Origin of the sequence: Thermocoleostomius sinensis A174, assembly GCF_026802175.1 — a bacterium.
Taxonomy (GTDB): domain Bacteria; phylum Cyanobacteriota; class Cyanobacteriia; order Elainellales; family Elainellaceae; genus Thermocoleostomius; species Thermocoleostomius sinensis.
In genome coordinates this window covers 108,171-129,358 of record NZ_CP113797.1, presented here as the reverse complement: position 1 = coordinate 129,358, position 21,188 = coordinate 108,171, and the positions used below count along the sequence as shown (strand labels likewise).

At 48.2% G+C, this 21,188-nt stretch carries 19 protein-coding genes; 15 read left to right on the top strand and 4 right to left on the bottom strand.

Annotated features, from left to right (window positions below; all coding sequences use genetic code 11):
- Window positions 1-235 precede the first annotated feature (235 nt).
- The 12 genes from OXH18_RS00500 (at window position 236) to OXH18_RS00445 (ending at window position 10,845) form a co-directional block, all read left to right on the top strand.
- Window positions 236-1,780, top strand: coding sequence for an HlyD family efflux transporter periplasmic adaptor subunit (locus tag OXH18_RS00500; protein WP_268610430.1), 1,545 nt, complete (start codon window positions 236-238; stop codon window positions 1,778-1,780).
- A gap of 66 nt (window positions 1,781-1,846) precedes the next feature.
- Window positions 1,847-2,230 carry a HetP family heterocyst commitment protein gene (locus OXH18_RS00495; RefSeq protein ID WP_268610429.1) on the top strand — a complete coding sequence of 128 codons (384 nt, stop codon included), beginning with the start codon at window positions 1,847-1,849 and terminating at the stop codon, window positions 2,228-2,230.
- A gap of 165 nt (window positions 2,231-2,395) precedes the next feature.
- Window positions 2,396-2,728, top strand: coding sequence for a hypothetical protein (locus tag OXH18_RS00490; RefSeq protein ID WP_268610428.1), 333 nt, complete (start codon window positions 2,396-2,398; stop codon window positions 2,726-2,728).
- 39 nt (window positions 2,729-2,767) lie between these two features.
- On the top strand, window positions 2,768-3,100 hold the full coding sequence (locus OXH18_RS00485; RefSeq protein ID WP_268610427.1) for a hypothetical protein: 333 nt from the start codon (window positions 2,768-2,770) through the stop codon (window positions 3,098-3,100).
- Window positions 3,101-3,433: 333 nt separating this feature from the next.
- The gene (locus OXH18_RS00480) at window positions 3,434-3,751 is read left to right on the top strand and encodes a hypothetical protein (protein WP_268610426.1); all 318 of its coding nucleotides are present in this window, start codon (window positions 3,434-3,436) and stop codon (window positions 3,749-3,751) included.
- Between the two features lie 182 nt (window positions 3,752-3,933).
- Window positions 3,934-4,251 carry a hypothetical protein gene (locus tag OXH18_RS00475; protein WP_268610425.1) on the top strand — a complete coding sequence of 106 codons (318 nt, stop codon included), beginning with the start codon at window positions 3,934-3,936 and terminating at the stop codon, window positions 4,249-4,251.
- A gap of 111 nt (window positions 4,252-4,362) precedes the next feature.
- Entirely contained in the window at window positions 4,363-5,106 is a 744-nt protein-coding gene (locus tag OXH18_RS00470) for a peptidylprolyl isomerase (protein WP_268610424.1), read from the top strand.
- 320 nt (window positions 5,107-5,426) lie between these two features.
- Window positions 5,427-5,765, top strand: coding sequence for a hypothetical protein (locus OXH18_RS00465; RefSeq protein WP_268610423.1), 339 nt, complete (start codon window positions 5,427-5,429; stop codon window positions 5,763-5,765).
- Between the two features lie 16 nt (window positions 5,766-5,781).
- Window positions 5,782-6,723, top strand: a complete 942-nt coding sequence (locus tag OXH18_RS00460; protein ID WP_268610421.1) for an ATP-grasp domain-containing protein — start codon at window positions 5,782-5,784, stop codon at window positions 6,721-6,723.
- A gap of 501 nt (window positions 6,724-7,224) precedes the next feature.
- A complete protein-coding gene (locus tag OXH18_RS00455; protein WP_268610420.1) occupies window positions 7,225-8,481 on the top strand; it encodes a tetratricopeptide repeat protein in 1,257 nt (418 codons plus the stop codon).
- Between the two features lie 47 nt (window positions 8,482-8,528).
- Window positions 8,529-9,530, top strand: coding sequence for a lysylphosphatidylglycerol synthase domain-containing protein (locus tag OXH18_RS00450; protein WP_268610418.1), 1,002 nt, complete (start codon window positions 8,529-8,531; stop codon window positions 9,528-9,530).
- A 244-nt stretch (window positions 9,531-9,774) separates the two neighbouring features.
- On the top strand, window positions 9,775-10,845 hold the full coding sequence (locus OXH18_RS00445) for a 3-deoxy-7-phosphoheptulonate synthase (RefSeq protein ID WP_268610417.1): 1,071 nt from the start codon (window positions 9,775-9,777) through the stop codon (window positions 10,843-10,845).
- A 192-nt stretch (window positions 10,846-11,037) separates the two neighbouring features.
- Here the strand turns inward: OXH18_RS00445 and OXH18_RS00440 are convergent, their stop codons facing one another.
- From OXH18_RS00440 to OXH18_RS00430, 3 genes are all read right to left on the bottom strand, one after another.
- Window positions 11,038-12,468 carry a sensor histidine kinase gene (locus OXH18_RS00440; protein WP_268610416.1) on the bottom strand — a complete coding sequence of 477 codons (1,431 nt, stop codon included), beginning with the start codon at window positions 12,466-12,468 and terminating at the stop codon, window positions 11,038-11,040.
- Window positions 12,469-12,471: 3 nt separating this feature from the next.
- Window positions 12,472-14,292, bottom strand: a complete 1,821-nt coding sequence (locus OXH18_RS00435; RefSeq protein WP_268610415.1) for an ArnT family glycosyltransferase — start codon at window positions 14,290-14,292, stop codon at window positions 12,472-12,474.
- Between the two features lie 480 nt (window positions 14,293-14,772).
- Complete coding sequence (locus OXH18_RS00430) at window positions 14,773-15,384, bottom strand: chorismate lyase (protein WP_268610414.1); 612 nt, start codon at window positions 15,382-15,384, stop codon at window positions 14,773-14,775.
- A gap of 250 nt (window positions 15,385-15,634) precedes the next feature.
- Between OXH18_RS00430 and OXH18_RS00425 the strand changes: the two genes are divergently transcribed.
- Complete coding sequence (locus OXH18_RS00425) at window positions 15,635-16,972, top strand: TldD/PmbA family protein (RefSeq protein WP_268610412.1); 1,338 nt, start codon at window positions 15,635-15,637, stop codon at window positions 16,970-16,972.
- A 42-nt stretch (window positions 16,973-17,014) separates the two neighbouring features.
- Here the strand turns inward: OXH18_RS00425 and OXH18_RS00420 are convergent, their stop codons facing one another.
- Window positions 17,015-18,220 carry an HhoA/HhoB/HtrA family serine endopeptidase gene (locus tag OXH18_RS00420; RefSeq protein ID WP_268610411.1) on the bottom strand — a complete coding sequence of 402 codons (1,206 nt, stop codon included), beginning with the start codon at window positions 18,218-18,220 and terminating at the stop codon, window positions 17,015-17,017.
- 150 nt (window positions 18,221-18,370) lie between these two features.
- Here OXH18_RS00420 and OXH18_RS00415 point away from each other — a divergent pair, with 150 nt between their 5' ends.
- Together OXH18_RS00415 and OXH18_RS00410 are read left to right on the top strand one after the other, a co-directional pair.
- Complete coding sequence (locus OXH18_RS00415; protein ID WP_268610410.1) at window positions 18,371-20,203, top strand: ShlB/FhaC/HecB family hemolysin secretion/activation protein; 1,833 nt, start codon at window positions 18,371-18,373, stop codon at window positions 20,201-20,203.
- Window positions 20,204-20,378: 175 nt separating this feature from the next.
- Window positions 20,379-21,098, top strand: coding sequence for a DUF305 domain-containing protein (locus tag OXH18_RS00410; protein ID WP_268610408.1), 720 nt, complete (start codon window positions 20,379-20,381; stop codon window positions 21,096-21,098).
- The last annotated feature ends 90 nt before the right edge of the window (window positions 21,099-21,188 follow it).

Sequence of the window (21,188 nt, the reverse complement as noted above, 5' to 3'; positions counted from 1 at the left end):
CTCCCAGAAACTTTATTGTTTGATTAGTTGATTGTTTGGCTTTGACTGAATTCACCCAGAATTTAACTATTAATCCGTTCATCAAGTTCAATTGACCTCGGATGCATCTACTTCAAATCATGGTTTTTCACATATGTATCAACAAATTCTATAACTTACCTGATGCTTGTCTTTAGCTTCAGGTTAGCTCGATTGTTTTCATTTTCCTGAACGTTGACTTTTTTGTACTGTTCTCATGTCAAATCATTATTACCTCAAAAACTTTAATTCTTTATTATCTGCTGACCCAAAACTAATTTCCCAATCATCTGTCGTCATTGATTCTTCAGTCATTTCTTGTTCACTTTTCGATTCATCTCATGAGACGAAGCTAGAACTTTTATCTGTTTCTGAAGCAGAGGTAATCTCTGGTGGGAGTGCTTCTCCACTCGAAAAGCCCCCAGACCCATCATCTCCGCCTTCTGCAAAGCCACTACGTCGTAAGTTAGAGACAATCCAGCCTGCTACGACAAACGCCGTGTGGAGTCCCACATTACAAGATGTTCTAGACCAACCGCCTTCTAACTTACCAAGTCGATTGATTCTAGCAGGACTGCTGTTTAGTGGCGTTTTTGCAGCGTGGGCCTGGTTTGGACGGATTCAAGAGGTGAGTCGTGCGGAAGGGCGGCTCGTGCCACAAGGTGAGGTTTACAAAGTACAACCCGTTGTGCAAGGCGAAATCGCTCAAATTGCCGTGGAAGAAGGTGAATCAATTCAGGCTGGTCAAGTGATTGCTGTATTGGACGATCGCCTAGCCGAGGCAGAAATTGATCGTCTCAAACAAAGCCTTGTGACATATCAGTTACAACTACATGAAACACAAGAATTAATCGAGAGAACACAATCGGAGCTTGATACTCGTCGAGCGATCGCTAAAGCAGAACTGCGAACGCAAGAAATGGCAATCAATCAAACCGCCATCAAAGTAGCCATAAATCGCGAGATTTTGGAACAATTTGAAAGGCGAACCATTGCCTATGAATCACGTCTATCACGCCTGCAACCTCTAGCAGAAGCAGGCGCCGTGACTCAAGAATTTATTTTTGAAGCAGAACAGGCTTTACAGGAGCAACACATCACAACTGTGCGCAATCAAGGTGAACTACAACAGGCTCTGGCAGAGGTTCAACGATTGCAAGCAGAAATGGCTCAACGCAAGGCCCAGGGACAACAGAGCGAATTGGAAGCCCAGCAGCGCTTACAGCAGTTGCACATGGAAATGACTCAACTGCGAGCCAAGATTAGCGAAACTGATAATCTGTTGAAAGCGGCGACTACAAAGCTAGAGCAGATGTATCTGTACGCCCCTGTTTCGGGAATGGTATCGTCACTTGCCATACGAAATATAGGCGAGGTTGCTCAACCAGGACAGACAATCGCCGAAATTGCCCCCAGCCATGCTCCTCTTGTGTTAGCTGCGACACTACCAAATCGAGAGGCTGGTTTTGTCCACACAGGAATGCCTGCACAAATTAAGTTTGATGCCTTTCCCTACCAAGAATACGGCATTGTCCCAGGCAAGGTTGTCTCGATTTCTCCGGATGTGGAAATAGATGAGGTTCGGGGAGCCGTATACCGTGTCGAGATTGCTTTGAAACAAAGCAATATGCGTCCTGCCAATCAAACGATTACTTTCAAGGCTGGGCAAACGGCGAGTGCCGAAATTATTACACGTCAGCGCCGTATTGCTGACGTGTTGCTAGATCCAATTAAGAAACTCCAAGAGGGAATCAACTTGTAAGATTTGAATTCGCGTTGGGTAGTTCGTTGGCGATCGAGTGGAAACAATTCTAGGAGGAAAACAGTTGTGCATTCTAACACACACAATCGGTTGGATAAAGTCATGACAACTGAACAATTTACCCAAGTAGTGGATGCAATTTTAGCAGGAAAATATTCTTGGGCTTGTGTTCTGGTTTTGCGATTTGCTGGTTATAACCCATTGCATTATATTCCGTATCGCACTTACAATCGCTTGATGAAAGAGAATGCTTCTACCATGACTAAAAGTAAGGGAACTAGTCGTGATTATTCTAGCTCTCAAGCTCCTCACAAGCCCTCTCATCAAATTGCTGACTTAAGTTACCTAGAGCCACTCGACGAACGATATTCGCAGGTACGCGGCGGCGATCGTTCATCTGATTTTATTAGCCTCAATGCAATTTTGGAGCTTCTTCGATCGTATCACTAACTATTGATAGTGTTACAAAGAAATCTGCTCTACATGCTGAAACCAAGCATTGAAAATATACGCTGAAACAAACACTGAAATATTTGCACAAAAGCTGCCAAATTGGCAAATGGTTGAAAGAACACATGGTATGGTCTAAACCAAAGCCTAGGGATTAGTTCATTTATGCAGATTGCGGATTTAAGTTATCTAGAAACTATTTCAGACAGCCTCCCCATTGCTGGTGAAGTGGGTGTAGTTGTAGATGCTTATGCATCGGCTACCGGCATTCCGTCTCACACCTTAACAGACACAAACGCTACAGTGAGGCTCCTACCAAGCGGTGTTGGCATTGCTAGAGGACGCGGATTTGCTGTAGCAGTTGGGGAAGATTCCACCGCTGGAGTAACTGTTTATGGTGAAGGTGACAGGGTAATTGGCAGAACAAAGTCTCACTATTTTCCTAACCGAGATATGACGATTTCTCGAGGATTTGTGATTGCGATCGATTTACCGTAGTGTTTCATCCTAACCTGCAAAGGTAGAGGGGGCTATTCTATGTTGATTTCAGATTTAGACTGTTTTGAAATCGTTGAAGGACATGGGCTGGTTGTTGGTGCTTCAACTCGCAATATTCTTTTCCTGAATTTAGTTGGCGATCGGCTTTCTCTCAAGCTCAATGAAACTGAATTAGTTAGTACTCATTTGTCAAAATCTCCAAGATTTAATTACTCATTCTCAGACATTCCTGGCTTGAATATTACCCTGCAAGGCAGGTACGATCGAAATAACTCAAGAATGACGGTAACTACAATCGTGGGCAGATTTCATAACGGTTACTTTACTTCATCCTCGATTGTAACCTATAGCCTACCTAGTCCTGGAAACTAAGCAAGGCTAGGCTTACAAGTCGTTGTGAACTACTATAAATTGGAGAATTATCAATGAGGTTGTAGAGCGCTTAAAATACGCTACAGCCTTATTCTATTTTGTAACTTATAGTGGGTTGTATCCTGGTTCCAGCTAACAGCCTAAAGTCGAAATTTACTGCTCAATTTCTGCTCAATTATATTCTCCTAATAACGGACACATTGGGAAAATTCAAATAAACAATAAACTGCCAACTTGGCAACATCAACCTTCTAAAAAGATCTATTGTTTAATTAACAACTGAAATCAAGTTGTTTGACTCAAGAATACATTAAATTCTCAAGGAGTAAAGCAATGATTATTTCCGATCTGAATCATTTGGAAGTTGTTTCGGAAGCTAACAATGTTCAAGGTGGTACTCGCCCTTCGGGTAGAGGTTTTACTCAAGTTGACTCGGTAACCACAACGTTTGACACAACGAACAGGTTTACGACGATTATCAATCCACCACGCGATGTTCATAATGTTTCTGCTGCTGCTGGTGCTAAAGGTGTAGCAGATGTTGGCAACCGTTATGCTTACTCCTATACCAAGGCGGATACTCTTGCTGTTGTGGACTATAACGGCAACTCTTTCTCCTCTAGTTCTTCTGCTGCTCTAATCAGCTTCTAATTACACTGAAGCTTTGAGTTACTAGATGGCTAGTCCATCAAGCAATCACTGAAAGTTCGTTTGTAACTTTCAGTGATTGAATGATCGAGATTGAACAACTGTGAGTGTCAAAAGTTTTTTACTGTATGGTAAAGCTTGCCTTCAAGCAATTGAAATGCTCACTTTCTAAGAGAAGAAAAAAGATGAGCCATACTTTAGTCATTAGAGACTTAGCTTATCTGGAATTGTCACCTCAGCAAGAGGCAAAGGTTGAGGGAGGATATGCAAGTGCAAGAGCGAGAACCGCAACTGAAGCACGTTTTAGCGAAGCAGAAGCTATTGCAGTGGCAACGGGTGATTATGCCTCTACTCGTACTCGCACCTCTACGATCGTTCGGGCGGGCAGTGGGTTCTCTATTTCGTCGGCCGATGCAACTGCAAGCGCCAGTGCCTATAGTGACGGTACTCGGAACCGAGCATGGAGTAGTAGCCACTCTACATCGACTGTATTTGAATCGTAAGGTTTCCATAAAAGTTGGTGTTTGCAAAAGGGCAATGAATTCTGATGGTTGGTGTGGCAGGTAAGCGCCACAATAATAGTTGGATAGAAATGGACAATGCTATGCACAGCAATGGTTGAGTTATCGGGCATATCGATTGAATCAGAAGAAATAGTAGAGTACTTGAAGCAGGAGTTGTATCTCAAAGAAATCTGTCACAAACTGTTATGTCAGCGAATTATTCAGCGAGTGGCTCAAGAGCAAGGCATAACCATCACACCTGAAGAGATTCAAGCAGAAGCCGATCGCCAGCGATACCAGAGACGGCTAGAAAGCGCAGAAGCAACCTTGGCTTGGCTAGAGGATCAAATGATTACGGTAGAAGAGTGGGAGATGGGAATTCGTCGCTATCTTTTAGCTCAAAAACTTGCTGAAGCTTTATTTGAGCAAGAGGTTGAAAAGTATTTTGTTGAACATCGGCTTGATTTTGAACAAGTGTCTTTTTACAAAATCACTGTTCCCTATGAGCAGCTTGCTCAGGAACTGCTCTACCAAATTGAGGAAGATGAAATCAGTTTTTATGAAGCGGCTCATCTTTATGACGTGGATGAACAACGTCGTTTGTATTGTGGTTATGAAGGACAATTTTACCGATGGAAGTTGAAACCTGAACTGGCTGCCCTCATTTTTGGAGCTAGATTGGGAGAAGTTATTGGCCCTTGCAAGAGTGAACAAGGTTATGATCTGCTGCTAGTAGAGGAATTTACAATGGCTGAACTGACAGAAGAGATACGAAAAGATATTCTCAATAACCTCTTTCAAGAATGGTTGAACAGTGAATTGAACTATTTGTTGCATCATTCCTCATCACCCTGAATAGTGATACTAAAACAATGACATTGAAACATTTGGAGACAAGTTTATGATCCGCATGAAGAGAGTTGTAGTTCAACAGGCAGTTTCAGCAGATGGTAAGGCTGTGGCTCAAGCAACAAGCGTTATTGTCACGTCTAATAATTGCTCTTCCTCTGACACATCGTCGCCGATCGACGTTGAACAAATGGTAAATACGAGAGTCAATTCTAATCACAGTAGCAGTCAAAGCTATAGTCAAAGCTGTGTTTAATCAGATTCTTTTTTTGTCTTATTATTTGGTAAAAGATCAAACAATCATTAGTGTTTAACTAGGAGAACTTATGCGTCATCCCTTTGATCTATCTTTAAACGAACTCAAGGCGATCGATTCCGAACTTGATCTCAGCACCAATCTTGATTTTGAGGAAGCATTATCTGATTCAGAAGCCAACCAAATTGGCGGCGGCTCGGTATACACCACCTTAGCGCTTGGTGAAGAAGGAGGAGATGAGTTTTATCCTACCCCTTACCCTAATCGCCGTCCTCGTTTTCCTCGTCGTTCCTCCCCGAAACCTAGTCCAATTATGCCGATCGATCCCCCAATTACAACCCTTGCTTGGGGGGAAGAAGGCGGCAAAGCGACAACACTGGCATTAGGAGAGGAAGGCGGCGATTGGTAAGAACGGTAAGGATCAAATGATGATTCTGATTTTAGGCAATGAGTTAGACATTCACGCCGCTCATCTAGAACGAGTTTTAACGCATATGGGTATCTCGGTGGCGTACTGGGATACTCAATGCTTTCCTACACAGACACAACTTACTTGGTGCCCTAATACTCAACAGGGTTGTCTCACCTTATCAACTGGACAGCAACTCAATCTACAGGACATACGAAGCGTATTCTGGCGCAACTTTTCGGGCGTATCGGTTCCGATGTTAGCCGATGCAACACAGCAGCACATTGCTTTCCGTGATGCCACAAGTACACTGCGATCGATTGTTCAAGCCTGCCCTGCCCATTGGGTCAATTCATGGCAAGCCTACCAATTTCATCAAACCAAACCATTACAGTTAGCAATGGCTCAAAGATTGGGCGTTAAAATCCCAGCAACCTTAATTAGCAACAGCCCAGCGCAAATTGATGAGTTTGTGCGTTCCCAGCACCGTTCCCATACTCGTGTCATTTTCAAGCCCGTTTGTGGCGGCGCTCACACTCAGTTTGTGACTCCCGAACATTTAGAACCAGAACGGCTACAACAAGCATTGCGACTAGCTCCTATTACAATTCAAGCCTATATTCCAGGAACTAATGTTCGCACCTATGTTGTTGGTGAATCAATTTATGCTGCTGAAATTCGCAGTCAAGCGATCGATTTTCGAGCGGATGCCCAAGCACAATTAATTTCGATCGACCTACCAGAAGCAATTCAGCAACAATGTCAAGCTATCGCCAAAGCCTTCTTTTTGGAATGGACAGCCATTGATTGGCGAGTTTCTCCAGCGGGTGACTATCTGTTTCTAGAGGCAAACCCCAGCCCCATGTTTTTGCATTTTGAACAGCAAACAGGATATCCAATTACTCAGCAACTTATTGAACTCCTATGCTCCACGCCTGAGGAGAAACTTCGAGGGTAAGGAGGCATCAAGAGGTTGGTTGATTGCACGCTCGAACAGGGCTGCTTTGTGTAGCTTTTAACCTGTGTAGCTTTTAACCATAGGTGATTGCGTTAGCGCGATCGTGTTTCATGGCTACTGATTGACTGACAACTCTTTGCCTCCTCATCCCCCAACTCCTCCTAGATAGGACGACGGGGAGTCGAAGTGATGGAGTGGTTTTAATTAACCTCCCGCTCCGGCTCGCTCGAGAAGAGGGATTGAGGGTGAGGGGAAACGAGTGTTGTTCGTCAATCAGCTTATAGCTGTGTGAAGGATGAATCCATCGTGTTCCTGATGACCCAGTTCGATCAGGAAATAATTTAGTGAAAACCAACCTTAATTTAAGGCATGGCGTCGGCCCCAATTGACAAAGCTATAGACACTGTTATAGATACGCCTATAACCACGTTATAAATGCCAGCCTACCTGTGTTAAGGTGCAAACTGCACCCACTTCCGATTTCATCCGCCCCTTGATTCTATGCCGCTCTCTGCCAAAACCACGATCGTCCTTTCTACCCTGTTGCTCGCCCTCATAACCCCTAAATTAGTTGCTCAAGAAACGCCTGTTCCGCTGCTGCCACCCGATCCAGTCCCACCGCTTTCAGACAAACAACGCGAAGCTGTGCAGCAGTTAATTCAGCAAGCACTAGCAGACACCGAGGCGAACCAAGCTTTAGACGATCGAATTCGGGCAGAAGTCAAAGAGACCTTTGGTTGGACAATCACTCTGATTAATTTGCTTATTGCTATTTTGATTGCGATTCCCATTGCGATGGCGATCGTAGCTTGGACATTGCGTCGCAGCATTCTATTGCAAATCGTCAACGAAACTAAAAAACAACTACGCGAAGAGACCGAACATGAAGTCAAGCAACAGTTACAGCAACAAGTTGTAGTCGAATTACAAGCTAAAATTGCAACGTTTAAACAAGAGTTAGAAACACAAAAAACAGAATTTATCAAACAAGTACAAACATTATTTGTAGCAACACAGCAGGAAAAAGATCAGATTTTTCAGGAACTTGCAAAAATTACTTCTAGCGACATTCAAGAAGAATTCATCGATTCAGAAGTTCAACGCCGAATTCAAGAATTAACGAATCAACTAGAACGCTTAAGATCAGAGAATCCTCAGCTTTATCTCACAGCCGATGATTACATCCACCAAGGAGATGCGTTTTTGATCGAGCAGAGAACGGAAGATGCTCTTGTCGCCTATGAGAAAGCGATCGCCCTGCAACCTACTTTGGTGTCAGCTTGGATTGGCAAAGAAAAGGCACTGCGGCGCTTAAAGCGCTATGACGAAGCATTGGTAGCCAGCGAACAAGCTCTAAAACTTGCCCCGGAAGACTCATCGGCTTGGTTTGAACTTGCTACTGTTTTAATGGAGATGCAACGCTACAGCGAAGCCTTAAAAGCCTTTAACAAGTCCATTAAATTAGCCCCTGAAAAGGGCAGCACCTGGAAATATCGAAGCTACGTGCTAACGAAATTAGGGCGTTACCCAGATGCGCTCACCAGTTTTGAAAAAGCCGAACAACTCAGCCCTACTTCCGGCGGCGTGTATTACAACAAAGCCTACTTGCTGATGAGTCAGGAACAAATCGATCAAGCGATCGAACATCTGCAACGATCGATTGACCTTCACCCTAAATTTCGTGATATTCTGCGCACTGATCCAGATTTTGCTCCATTGCGAAACGACGATCGATTCAATCAGTTGATCAACCCCTAAGCTTTGTGGCACGCTGCAACTGAATCTGCCTTTACGTCCTCCCCCCAATGTCCCGATTACCCATTTCCCACGCTAAACGGCTGCTTTCCCGCTTCAAACCCTATCTACGCTGGGTAATTTTGGGTGGCACATTATTTTTTCTTGCAAGTGCGCTGCGGTCTCACTGGACAGAAGTAACAGCGCTACGAGTTGACGCCAGCGGTTGGGCAATTTTGACGACGGCGCTGGGGGTGACCTTGCTGGCACACATTTGGTCAGGTTGGGTCTGGAGTTGGATTTTGCGCGACCTCAATCAACCTGCAACTGGAACGTGGGGTGTGTTGGTATATCTAAAAACGAACATTGCCAAGTACTTGCCGGGGAATGTTTGGCATCTGTATGGGCGGATTGTGGCAGCGAAGAATGTAGGGTTTCCGGCGACCTCGGCAACGTTGAGTGTGCTGCTGGAACCGTTGCTAATGGCGGCGGCGGCCTTATCGATTGCGCTGCTAGGGTTGCGATCGCACCATTGGCTACTGCAAGGCTTGAGCCTGCTGGCTATTCTGACGGTCATTCATCCTCGATTTCTCAATCCGCTGCTTGGGGTTGCCAGTCGTCTCAAAGGAAAATCGCAAGCAGTGACCGCTGCGGAGAACACTTCTGGGGCAATTTCCACGTCCAATCGGCTACAGATTAAACACTATCCCCTTCGTCCACTTTTGGGAGAGTTGCTGTTTGTAGTGCTGCGCGGAAGTGGATTTGTGCTGACGGTTCTGGTTCTAGCACCGCTTCAGTTGGCTCAACTGCCGATGATTCTCAGTACCTTTGCCTTTGCCTGGATGCTGGGACTGATCATTCCGGGTGCACCGGGCGGCATTGGGGTGTTTGAAGCGACAGCAATCACTTTGCTGAATGGACAGCTTTCTGCGGCTGTGATTTTGGGCAGCGTGACACTCTATCGGTTGATCAGTACCTTGGCAGAGGCAGGTGGGGCAGGATTAGCGTGGCTGGACGATCGATCCAGCCACACCCAGAGCCGTAGGTCAAACCCACCAGTAAAAAAGCGATGACATCTTGGTACCTGAGCGGGGACGCAGTTCGGTAAAATGTTCTAGGCAAACAATGTTAGTGGATAACTATCTCGCTGATCTCAACGATCTCAACGAGGCAATCGAGAGCCGTTTCTGGCGTTGATGTATGACCTCATCGGCTCGGTTGCTTGGGTCTAGCTGCATTGTGCCTACAGCCACCCTCTCCCATTTATCCCTATTTGCTCGTTTATTGCTGTAGTAAAATCTACTTTTTTCCAACATCATGCACAAAACCTATGATCTTCACGTTGTAGAGACTCGTCCCCTCATCAGTCCTGCAACCATCCACAACGAGCTTCCTATTACTGAAGCCGCAGCTACCCTCGTTTCAGAGACCCGCGATCGCATTCGCAACATTATGCAAAACGAAGATCAGCGGTTACTAGTGATTGTAGGACCCTGTTCGGTTCACGATGTAGAGGCAGCGTATGAGTATGGCAAAAAGCTGGTGGCTCTGCGGCAGGAACTGGCAGACGAGTTGGAAATTGTGATGCGTGTGTATTTCGAGAAGCCGCGCACCACGATCGGGTGGAAAGGGTTAATCAACGATCCCCATCTGGACGGCAGCTATGACATCAACACCGGGCTGCGACTGGCTCGTAAACTACTGCTGGATTTGGCCCATCTGGGGCTGCCGGCTGCGACTGAGCTACTTGATCCAATCATTCCTCAGTACATCGCCGATGTGATTTCCTGGACAGCGATTGGGGCACGTACGACTGAAAGTCAAACCCACCGGGAAATGGCTTCTGGCTTGTCGATGCCGATCGGCTTCAAAAACAATACCGATGGCAGTCTTCATGCGGCGGCTAATGCGATGTTGGCCGCCAGCGAGCCGCATCGATTTTTGGGCATTAACTTAGACGGCTTAGCCAGCATTGTCACTACGACGGGCAATCCCGATGGACATCTAGTGTTGCGGGGGGGGAAACGTGGACCTAATTACGATATCGAACATGTGCAGCAGGCGGCTCAAGAACTGACTAGGTTGGGGCTAAATCCTCGCGTCATGATCGACTGTAGCCACGACAATTCCCGCAAAGATTACACCCGTCAGTCGATCGTCCTCCATGATATTGCTGGGCAACTGACGGCTGGATCGCGGCATATTATGGGGGTTATGATTGAAAGCCATTTAGTCGCTGGCAAGCAGTCGGTTCCAACTGACCTCAGCAAGCTGGTTTATGGGCAGAGCATCACCGATGCCTGTGTTGATTTTGACACCACCGCCACCATGTTGAAAGATTTGGCACGATCGGTAACAACCAACCAACCAACCGCTTCGATTGGCTAATAGAGTGCTTTGAGGGTGGGGTTGTAGCAACCCAGGAACAATTCTAGCTTGTGAAGCTCGATCGCGGCTTGGCAGCATAAGGACAATTCTAGTCACCCCTTTGCCCCCCTTCCCGAGATACCCTTCACGAGGTTGTCAAACTTGCGTTCTCTACTTCCTATCCCTTAATCCCCACCCCCTAATTCTCAACTCCTACGGCGGATCGAACGGCAGCACGATCGTAAAGGTAGAGCCACGGCCTGGAGCACTCACCAACTCAATTCGTCCTCCATGAGCGCGAGCAATAGCACTCACAATCGATAGTCCTAACCCGGTACCGCTGCTGGAGCGATCGGCACGATTCAGCCGCACAAATCGCTCGAAAATGCGCTTTTGCTGATCTAGATCAATACCTTCTCCGGTATCCCGTACCCAAAAGTGTACCTCTTTGCCAACAACGGCTGATCCTAGAGCAATCACATCGCCGGGTTGGGTATGCTGTGTGGCATTTTGCGTCAGGTTCATCATCATCTGCGTCACCCGCTGACGATCGGCCACCATTCGCCCTATTCCCTTATTATCCAAGCGCCACTGGCGATCGGCTAGAGCGGTGGCTTTGCTAAAAAGCTCATCGGTCAGCGCTTGAATGTCTACAGTTTCCAGATTCAAGAAATTGGGTTGCTCGGCTTTGGCTAACAGCAGCAAATCTTCCACAAATCGACTCATGCGATCGAGTTCGTCCGTCACCAAGTCAATGGTGGTACGACGCTCAAGCGGATCATCGTCCAGTAGCTCTAAATGCCCGCGAATAATTGTGATCGGGGTACGAAGTTCGTGGCTAACATCATTGACAAAATTGCGCTGATTGACGAAAGCCGTTTGCAGCCGCTCTAACATTTCGTTGAAGGTAGCACCCATTTCAGCAATATCGTCATTGCCTTGTACTGCAATGCGCTGCGATAAATCTGAATCGCTAATCGATCGAGCCGTTTCTGTCAGCGATCGGAGCGGAGCTAAAATTCGACCAGCGGCAATCCAGGCCAAAACTGATGCAATCCCCAGCACCGCTAAGGATACATTAACCAACACGTTAACGGCTTCAACGACATCTTGCTCTTGGCTTGTGAGAAACCGGACAATGACAAAAACAGCAGGTGTTGAAGTTGAGTCAAAGCGAGTAGAAGCAACGGGTTCAGCCAGGTATAGCACTTTGCCAAATGGAGTTTGAAGTGTGCCTTCTTCTGTTTGAGTCGTCTGACCCCAACGTTGGACATACTCAGACTGAGGCTGCAAAAGTGGTGGCAATGCTTCGGGACTGGATCGATACAACTGTCCGTCGAGCAACGTTAGAAAAAACTCATTCTCTTCAGTCAAATTACGACTGAGATATACATCAAACAAGGCTTTACTATTACTGCCAAATAGCTCTCCTGTTCTAGGATTGCGTCCCTGCTGTAACCGGCGAAATTCTTCAATTTCCAGAACAATCGAAGCTCTCACTCGTTCCTCCATCCGTACCAGCAAAATTTTGCGTACGGCCACCGTCGAGAGTAGTGCCGATGTAGCCATCAAAATCACGTACCAGGCTAAAATGCGTGTTCTGGCATCAAAGAGGACTCGACTCCAGCAAAATCGATGTAGCACGGCTCAATCCTCAGCCCTCAATCCGCTTCTATCGGCTAGGTTGATTCGAACTAATTGATACACGCCAGCCTGCTCAATCACTTGGTATTTGTCTGGTGATAGCTCTGCTTCCTCAAGCTTCAGCGATCGCCCAACTAATAACAAGGAATCTGCGGCTGTTGTTTGTCTAGCCAAGCGCCGTAACTGTTGATGAACCCGATCAATGTCGGGAAAGTAAAGAATGGAACGTTGGGTATAAAAGACGAGGCTAGGTTTACTAAACCCAATCATGACCACGGGTTCATTAGGTCGCTGCACTTGGACGATCGTAGCAGCGAGTTGCCGTAGGGGAAGTTGCCGTTGGGCATCGACAATTACAGCGGTTGGAATCAACGTCATTAACATGAAGGCAATCAACCCCAAAAGATTGATACTCCATAACCACTGCCCCTGCCGTCGCCACAGCAAAAGCCCCCCTGTAATGGCTGCGATCGCCCAAATGATTGTGGCCCATTGCAACACCCCTGACTGTTGCACCAATGTAGGTAAATCGGGCATTTCTGGATCGTTGCCCAGCCAATTCGGGGCCAACCAAGCCGCAATGGCCAAGGTCACAAATAAGATTAGATTCAACCAGTGACTGACCCGAACCACCCGACTCGAACGCGATCGGGTCATTTGATCCGCCCAAAATAGTCCCACCAAAATCCCTGCCGCTGGCAACAGCGGAATGGTATAGCTAGGCAGTTTGGTGACAGCAATGGTGAAAAAGACAAAAATGACCGCAAACCAAACCAAAGCAAATATTCCTAAGTGAGTCGATCGGGGTTGCTGTTGCCAATGCTGTCGCTGCCAAACGCGCAGCCGAGCCATCGCCACAGGAAGGTGGGCAGACCACGGCAAAAAACTAACAGGTACAACGATGAAATAAAAGTACCAGGGGGCCCAGTGATTATTGACGACGCTGGTGAAGCGCTCAATGTTGTGATACCCGAAGAATGAATCAGTAAAGGCGCTGCCATTAATCCAAATCACGGCAATGTACCAGGGTAGTGTGATCAGTAAAAACACAACACTGCCCCACACCCAGTTCATTTCCCGCAGCACCGCTCGCCAATTGCCCATGTATAGCAGAAATACCAAGATAATCAGTCCAGGTAAGACAATACCCACTGGACCTTTGGTGAGAACCGCCAGCGCGCTAAAGCCATAGAAAGCCCAATACCATCGAGCTTGCACAGGTGGTTTTTCTGGTTGGGCATAGGCACAGAAAAACGATAGCAAGGCGGCTCCCATACAGCCACTTAGCAGCATATCGGAAACACCAGTGCGGCTCCAGAGGAACGTTTGCGGATTTAGTCCGATCGCCGCTGACCCAATTAAAGCCGAGAACCAACGCGAAGATCGGCTTCCCTCAAACCCAGCAGATGGCAATGCGATTGCGTCAGAACCTTGAGGTGAGTTCGATGCGTCGCTGGGACGGGGAAACCCGTACTGATATAGCGTATAGAAACTAAACCCAGTTAATACTGTGATTGCCAAGGCGGATGGAAACCGAACCGACCACTCATTGACGCCAACCATTTGATAGGCAACGGCCATCAGCCAATACACCAGGGGCGGCTTGTCGAAGCGAGTGACTTGATTGAAGTAGGGAGTAATCCAGTCGCCTGTTACCACCATTTGTCTGGCCGCTTCCGCAAACAGCGGCTCGGTTTCATCGACTAAACCAATACCGTTCAACCGGAACCAGGCGACAATCCACACTATCAACCCAACCCACAGGGTTGCCAACAGGTAGGCTAAACCACGATTGCGTTCTAGGTGAGCTAATAGATCTTTCATCGATCGTGTCGTTTTCGGCTTGATAGGGTCATTATCGTGTCAATTCAGCGATGTTTCTCTGAAATAACCTAAATCACTTCATGCTGGTATACCAATGGAGTCAGGACTTACTTTACTGGAAAGCTGAACCGCTTTGTAAGTTCCCCATACATTTGCATCCAAATCAACGTGGTGTCACCAGAATGATGGATGAAACTCGTGGTTTCACGGAGTTTGTTATCAAGCAAAGTCAAGATAATAGCAGAGTATCTGTAGGAATCCGATCGCGGAAAGTAGTGTCCACCAAACGAGTTGCGGGAAAACTTCAAGGGGGGCGCTGCTTATCCGTCCATCTAATTTGAACAACCTGACAACCAGGCTGGTTGAAAGGGTGAGTGGCATCAAGTAATTGGCAATAAGTCACCAACATAACTCTCTAATAGCGCTCTAGCGGTTAAGCTCCTCGACTTGTAGAGCTTCATTACCTTATGCCAGATCTCCTCACTCTAGATGCATCGGCCCCAGATACTTCGAGAGGTACGGTGAAAACACTTCGTAGATCAGCGTTAGGGGGCGTCCATGATGCCAGAACAGATAGTGTCGTCCCCAAAATGGCCCGGTTTGCCCAAACGCCAACTCTAAGGCGCGAGAATGCCCATAGTGGATTCCTTGAATATCGCGATACAGTTCAGTGCGCAACTGCGCCAGACTAGCCCAAATCGGCAGCGATCGATTCTGCAAATATTCATCAACATGGCTGGCTTCCCACCAAGAAGTCGCATAGGCAAGGCGCTGTCCAGATGCCGTTCGCAACCACACCTGTCGCCGTAAACGCGGACCTGGAACTGCCTCAATCACCGCTGGCGCATTGTCTGGATCATGGCCGATCGGAGACATATCAATAACATCAACTTCGGTCGGTTCTCCGGTCAGCAATTGTAAGTGCCGAGTCGGAGAGCCATCTCCCAACATCAACATTTGCCAAGTCGGAGCAAGCTGCTGTGACGGCAAACCTCGTTGCACCACCTCTTCTCCTCCTTGCCAAAGAGGATGAAGGGCGTGCCATGCCGTAGACAAAACTACACTGTTGTTTGGTTTAAAGGCTGGAGTCAAAGCGTTACAAATCTTTAATTTCTATATGCACTATCTTACAGTCATTCGCGAAAGGATGAAGGCAAACAATAAAAGGAGGATAAAGGTAAACACATTCCCCGTCTGCCCATGTGCTTTTATGTCCACCAGTATGTCCACCAGCACTGGTCTATTTGTCGGCAAATCGAAATGGCTGAAAACAGGGCAGGACAGGCGATAATGAACCCAAGAACAGTCACTGAGTATGAGAAACAGAGGTGTGGGAGGTTGCATGGAGCGTTCCAACTTAGAAGCCATTTTCAATCGCCTTGTGGCCGCGTTGTTGAATGAATTGCAACCCGACGAGCATCTGAAGATTGGGCTGATAGGAGAACAGAGCCAGTTTACACGCTTTAACCATGCCAAGGTGCGGCAGACTGGTTGCGTCAACGATGCTCAGTTGGAACTGACCTTGATGCACAATCAACGTCATGCCTTCTGGCATCTGCCCGTTACTGGCGATTGGGAAACCGATTGGCAGCAAGCTCGATCGGTGCTGCTGGACTTGCGCCAAGACGTGCCGCAGCTACCCGAAGATCCGTACTTGGTGCTGCCGACTGGCAATGCCAAAAGTCATGAAGTGTATTCGGGTGCACTGTTGCCGGCTGAATCGGCAGTTGACGCCATTCTTCCTACCGTTGCTGAGCTAGATTTTACGGGAATCTATGCGGCCGGATCACTGGTGCGGGCCTACGCAGATTCGGCTGGGCAACAACACTGGTTTGCCACAGAGACGTTTACGCTAGATTATTCGCTGTTTACCGCAGAGGGGCAAGCTGTCAAAGGCACCTTTGCGGGCAGTGAGTGGGATCAAACCGCCTATACCGAGAAGTTGAGAGACTCGAAACACCAGCTTGCTCAACTCGCTCGATCGCCCAAGTCTATTCCCCGTGGCACCTATCGAACTTATCTAGCTCCGGCGGCGGTTTCAGAATTGCTGCAAATGTTTTCGTGGGGTGGTGTTAGCGAAGCAGCGATGCAACAGGGAGCCAGTGCATTACGGTTGTTACAACAAGGTGAAAAGCAGTTTTCTCCTTTATTTTACTTAACAGAGAATTTTCAGCGGGGATTGGTTCCTCGCTTTAATAATTGGGGAGAAATTGCTCCATCAGAGTTGCCAATCATTCAAGCTGGGCAGTTAGTAAACACGTTAGTGAACTCTCGCACTGCCAAAGAGTACGGCAAAATTGCCAATGGAGCCAATGGACGAGAATCGCTGCGATCGCCTGAAATTGCTCCGGGTGATTTATCGGCAACCGCTGTGCTGCCCCGGCTAGAGACAGGCTTGTATGTCTCAAACCTACATTATCTAAACTGGAGCGATCGTCCCACCGGACGGGTAACGGGTATGACGCGCTATGCCTGCTTTTGGGTCGAGGATGGGACAATCGTTGCGCCGATCGAAAATCTACGATTTGACGAAAGTCTGTATCGCTGCTTTGGTGAGAACTTGCTGGCTTTCACCGATACCCAAGAATTTATTGCCGAAGTGGGGACCTATGACAACCGATCGGTTGGGGGCAGTTGGGTTCCAGGGGCGTTGATAGAGGAATTTACCTACACCCTATAATGTCGTAATTTGTCTATTATCCCTAGTTTTTCATTAGACCCATTAATTTTGCGGATAGGCAGTTGGACGCACTTGAAACACTTGATTATCATCACCGCGCAGCACCTCTACCGACACCAGTTCTCCTACTTGACTATTCTCCACCTGTTCTTGTACCTCTGCCGCCGAGGACACTGTGACAGCATTGACCTTCAGAATCACATCGCCCGGCTGTAGCCCGGCCGCCGCTGCCGGAGAATTGTTCATCACTTGCAGCACCAGCACCCCTCGATCGGTCGCAAGCGTCACCCCCAAATTTTTTTGTTGATTCAGTTGGTCTTTCAGTTCAGGCGTCAAATCCACCATCTGAATGCCTAAATACGGATGTTCCGCCTTGCCGTTTTGAAACAGTTGATCGGCAATGCGAGAAGCTGTTTCGATGGGAATTGCAAAGCCCAATCCTTGTGCATCGGCACGAATCGCCGTGTTAATACCAATCACTTCGCCCCGATCGTTCAACAAGGGTCCACCAGAATTACCCGGATTAATGGCTGCATCAGTTTGGATGAACCGAACACGCCGATCGGGAATGCCAACATCATTGCTCGATCGCCCAGTAGCACTGATGATGCCAGCCGTTACAGTATTATCCAACCCTAAAGGATTGCCGATAGCAATGGCCCATTGTCCTGGAATCAGTTCATCCGATCGTCCCAACACCACCGTCGGCAAATCGGCAGACTCAATTTTGACAACCGCTACATCAGTGACCGCATCCGTACCCAGCACTCGTCCTTCAAACCTGCGACCATCTTTAAGCGTTACCCGCACGGTACTGGCTCCTTCCACGACATGGGCGTTGGTAATAATTCTGCCATCCGTGCTGAGGATAAAGCCTGACCCTGTGCCTTGCTCAATGCGCTCTTGTGTGGGCGGCAAGGGTGCATCTTCGCCAAAAAATCGTCTGAGGGTGTCGGGAATGCCACTATTAACGGTGCGCGATGAATCAATTCGCACGACAGCCGGACCGACTTTTTCGGCCGCTTCAGCAATAAAGTTGGGATTTTGAGGAGCCGATTCGATTTGGACGGGAACTTGGGCGATCGGTGACTCTCGTACCGCCACATCCACCGCCACGGGGGGTTGTGGACTTGACGCTGCGGTCGGAGTTTCACGTTCATTAAGGTAGCGGCTACCTGCCCAACCCACACCACCACCGATCGCCAGAAGCGTCGCATAAACACTGATCTGCTTGAGTGCGTTACTCATATATTTCTGTTATGTCAGAGCAGCCATCGCATCGCTCAAAGGTTGAGCCGCAACACTACCTAGTTTTGATAAATTAACTGTAACAAATAGTAGCCGACCGGTTTACGTTTATTTCTGCCGCCGATCGGCGGAATTCACCGATCCCTTACAATGCCGTTAAAGTTGGCAACGGATTGGGTGACTGCTGAGGTAATTCGGGTGGAAGCAAAGAAAAGGTGTCCTAGTTGGTGGAAGTATGGGATGTTGTCGCTGTTGGGACTCAGCTTAGGACAAGCGGGCTGGGCGCAGCCGATCGACGACCTAGCTTCAGCCGTGTCTTCATCTCCTTCAACCCAAGCGCAAGCCCGCCCCCCCTTGCTCATTCCGCCAACACAACCACCCTCGCAAGAGTCACCGCCTGTCCCATTGCCACAGCCATTGCCCGAACGACTGTTACAAGATTTGTTGCCGCCACCAGACCAACTGCTGCCATCACCTCCGCTTCCTAATCCCGATGAAATTCCCGATACCATTCGAGTTGAGCGGTTTGAGGTCGTAGGTAGCACGGTGTTTAGTGCAGAAGAACTCGCACATGTTACCGAACCGTTTACAGGGCGCGATCTAACATTTGTGGAATTGCTGCAAGCCCGATCGGCAGTGACCCAACTGTATGTCGATCGCGGCTATATTACCTCTGGTGCACTGATTCCTCCCCAGACGATTACTGATGGGGTGGTGATCATTGAAGTACTTGAAGGTCGCCTAGATGAGATTAACGTTACCGGAACGCGCCGCCTCAATTCAACCTATGTGCGTCGTCGCCTGGCGCTGGCAGGGACTGCACCGTTAAACATCAATCAATTGCTGGCAGGGTTACAACTGCTTCAGCTTGACCCCTTAATTGCCACGATCGCGGCGGATTTGCAGGCGGGGGTACAGCCCGGAACCAGTGTGCTGCAAGTGCAAGTGACAGAAGCCGATACCTTTGAAGTTGATTTGGTGCTTGAAAACGATCGCTCGCCCAGCGTCGGCAGTTTTCAGCGACAGGTGCAAATCCGTGAAGCCAATTTGTCGGGATGGGGCGACGAACTCAGCCTCAGCTATGCTAATAGCGATGGCAGCAACGAACTGTCTGCTAGCTACACGCTGCCCATTAATGCGCGCAACGGCACTCTGCAATTTGCAGCAGGTTGGACGCATAGCCATGTGATCGAACCTCCGTTTGATGCGTTGGACATTGAAGCCGACTCTCGCTACTACGAACTGACCGTGCGGCAACCGATCGCCCAATCGCCCACTGAAGAAATTGCCCTAGGACTCGTTGTCTCGCGACAGGAAAGCGATACGGAACTGCTCAATCAGCCGTTTCCCCTCTCGGCTGGGGCTAATGCCAAAGGAGAAACCCGCATTTCGACGCTGCGTTTTTTTCAGGAGTGGGTGCGGCGTACTAGTGAAGATGTAGTGGCCGTGCGATCGCAGTTCAGTTTGGGGGTAGATGTACTAGATGCCACGGTGAATGACGATCGACCCGACAGCCGATTTTTGACCTGGCGGGGGCAAGCCCAATGGGTGCATTTACTGGCTCCCGATACATTGCTGCTGGTGCGCGGGGACGTGCAACTGTCCGATTCTCCCCTAGTCCCGCTGGAGCAAATTGGCTTTGGGGGGGTGCAAACGGTGCGCGGCTATCGTCAAGATTTTCTACTCACCGACAGCGGTGTGCTAGCATCGGCGGAATTACGGTTGCCTGTTTTGCGAGTGCCCAACCTGGATGGGCTGCTGCAAGTTGCGCCGTTTTTCGACCTGAGTACTGCATGGAATGCAGATGGCTTCAATCCCGATCCAAGTACGCTCGCAGGCATGGGAGTGGGGCTAGTGTGGCAACAGGGGGAGGCGTTATCAGCGCGGCTGGATCTTGCCTTTCCGCTAGTTTCCGTAGAATCGCCCGATCGTACCTGGCAGGAGAGCGGCATCTATTTTTCGGTACGATATACCCCATTTTAAGAGCTAATTTTTCAAGAGCTAGGCTTCAACTGTTAAATGCTTGACACCCAAAATTCATTCTAGTTTCATAGTCCTGTGCCATGGTAGAAAGAATGACTAAAAAGAATGATTAATAGTAACTCATTCCCAAAGCAACTTTGATTTTGAGCAACGTTGAGTAACTAGGTAGACGTTTATGAACCGATCGCTTGCCTCTCTGCTTGTGTTTGGCGTTTTGCCGCTCATGCCGCTTGCAGCCTGTAGTACGACTCCCTCTGCCCAAACTGCAACAGAACAAGCTGAAACTGTTGGCTTTGAAACAGTTGAAACTGAAACGGCTCAAATGGATCACGGTTCGATGAATCATGGACAGATAAATCAATCGGGTCACACAGGAATGGATCATGCCAGTATGGACTTAGGTCCGGCGGATGACACCTTTGATCTGCGATTTATTGATGCGATGCGGCTGCACCACCAAGGCGCGGTAGACATGGCCGAAGAAGCCTTGCAAAAGAGCGATCGACCAGATGTGCAAGAGCTAGCGCAGGATATCATTGCGGCTCAGCAGACGGAAATTGCTCAAATGCAGGAATGGCGGCAAGCTTGGTATCCCGATGCGGGCGATGATCCAGTGATGTACCACGCTGAAATGGGACACATGATGCCAATGTCGCAGGAAATGAAGTCCAACATGATGATGAGCATGGACTTGGGTCCTGCTGATGATGAGTTTGACTTGCGCTTCATCAATGCCATGATTCCCCACCATGAAGGAGCATTGGTCATGGCGGAAGAAGCCTTACAAAAGAGCGATCGACCGGAAATTCAGGAACTGGCTCAAGCCATTCTTGACACACAACAAGTCGAGATCGATCAAATGCGGCAGTGGCGACAGGACTGGTACGGACAGTAATATCTAAGGAATACCGCATTGAACAATTTCTGCAACAGATGAACCGCTTGTAAGTAAGAGCGATTCGCGAATCGCCCTTACCCAATCTGC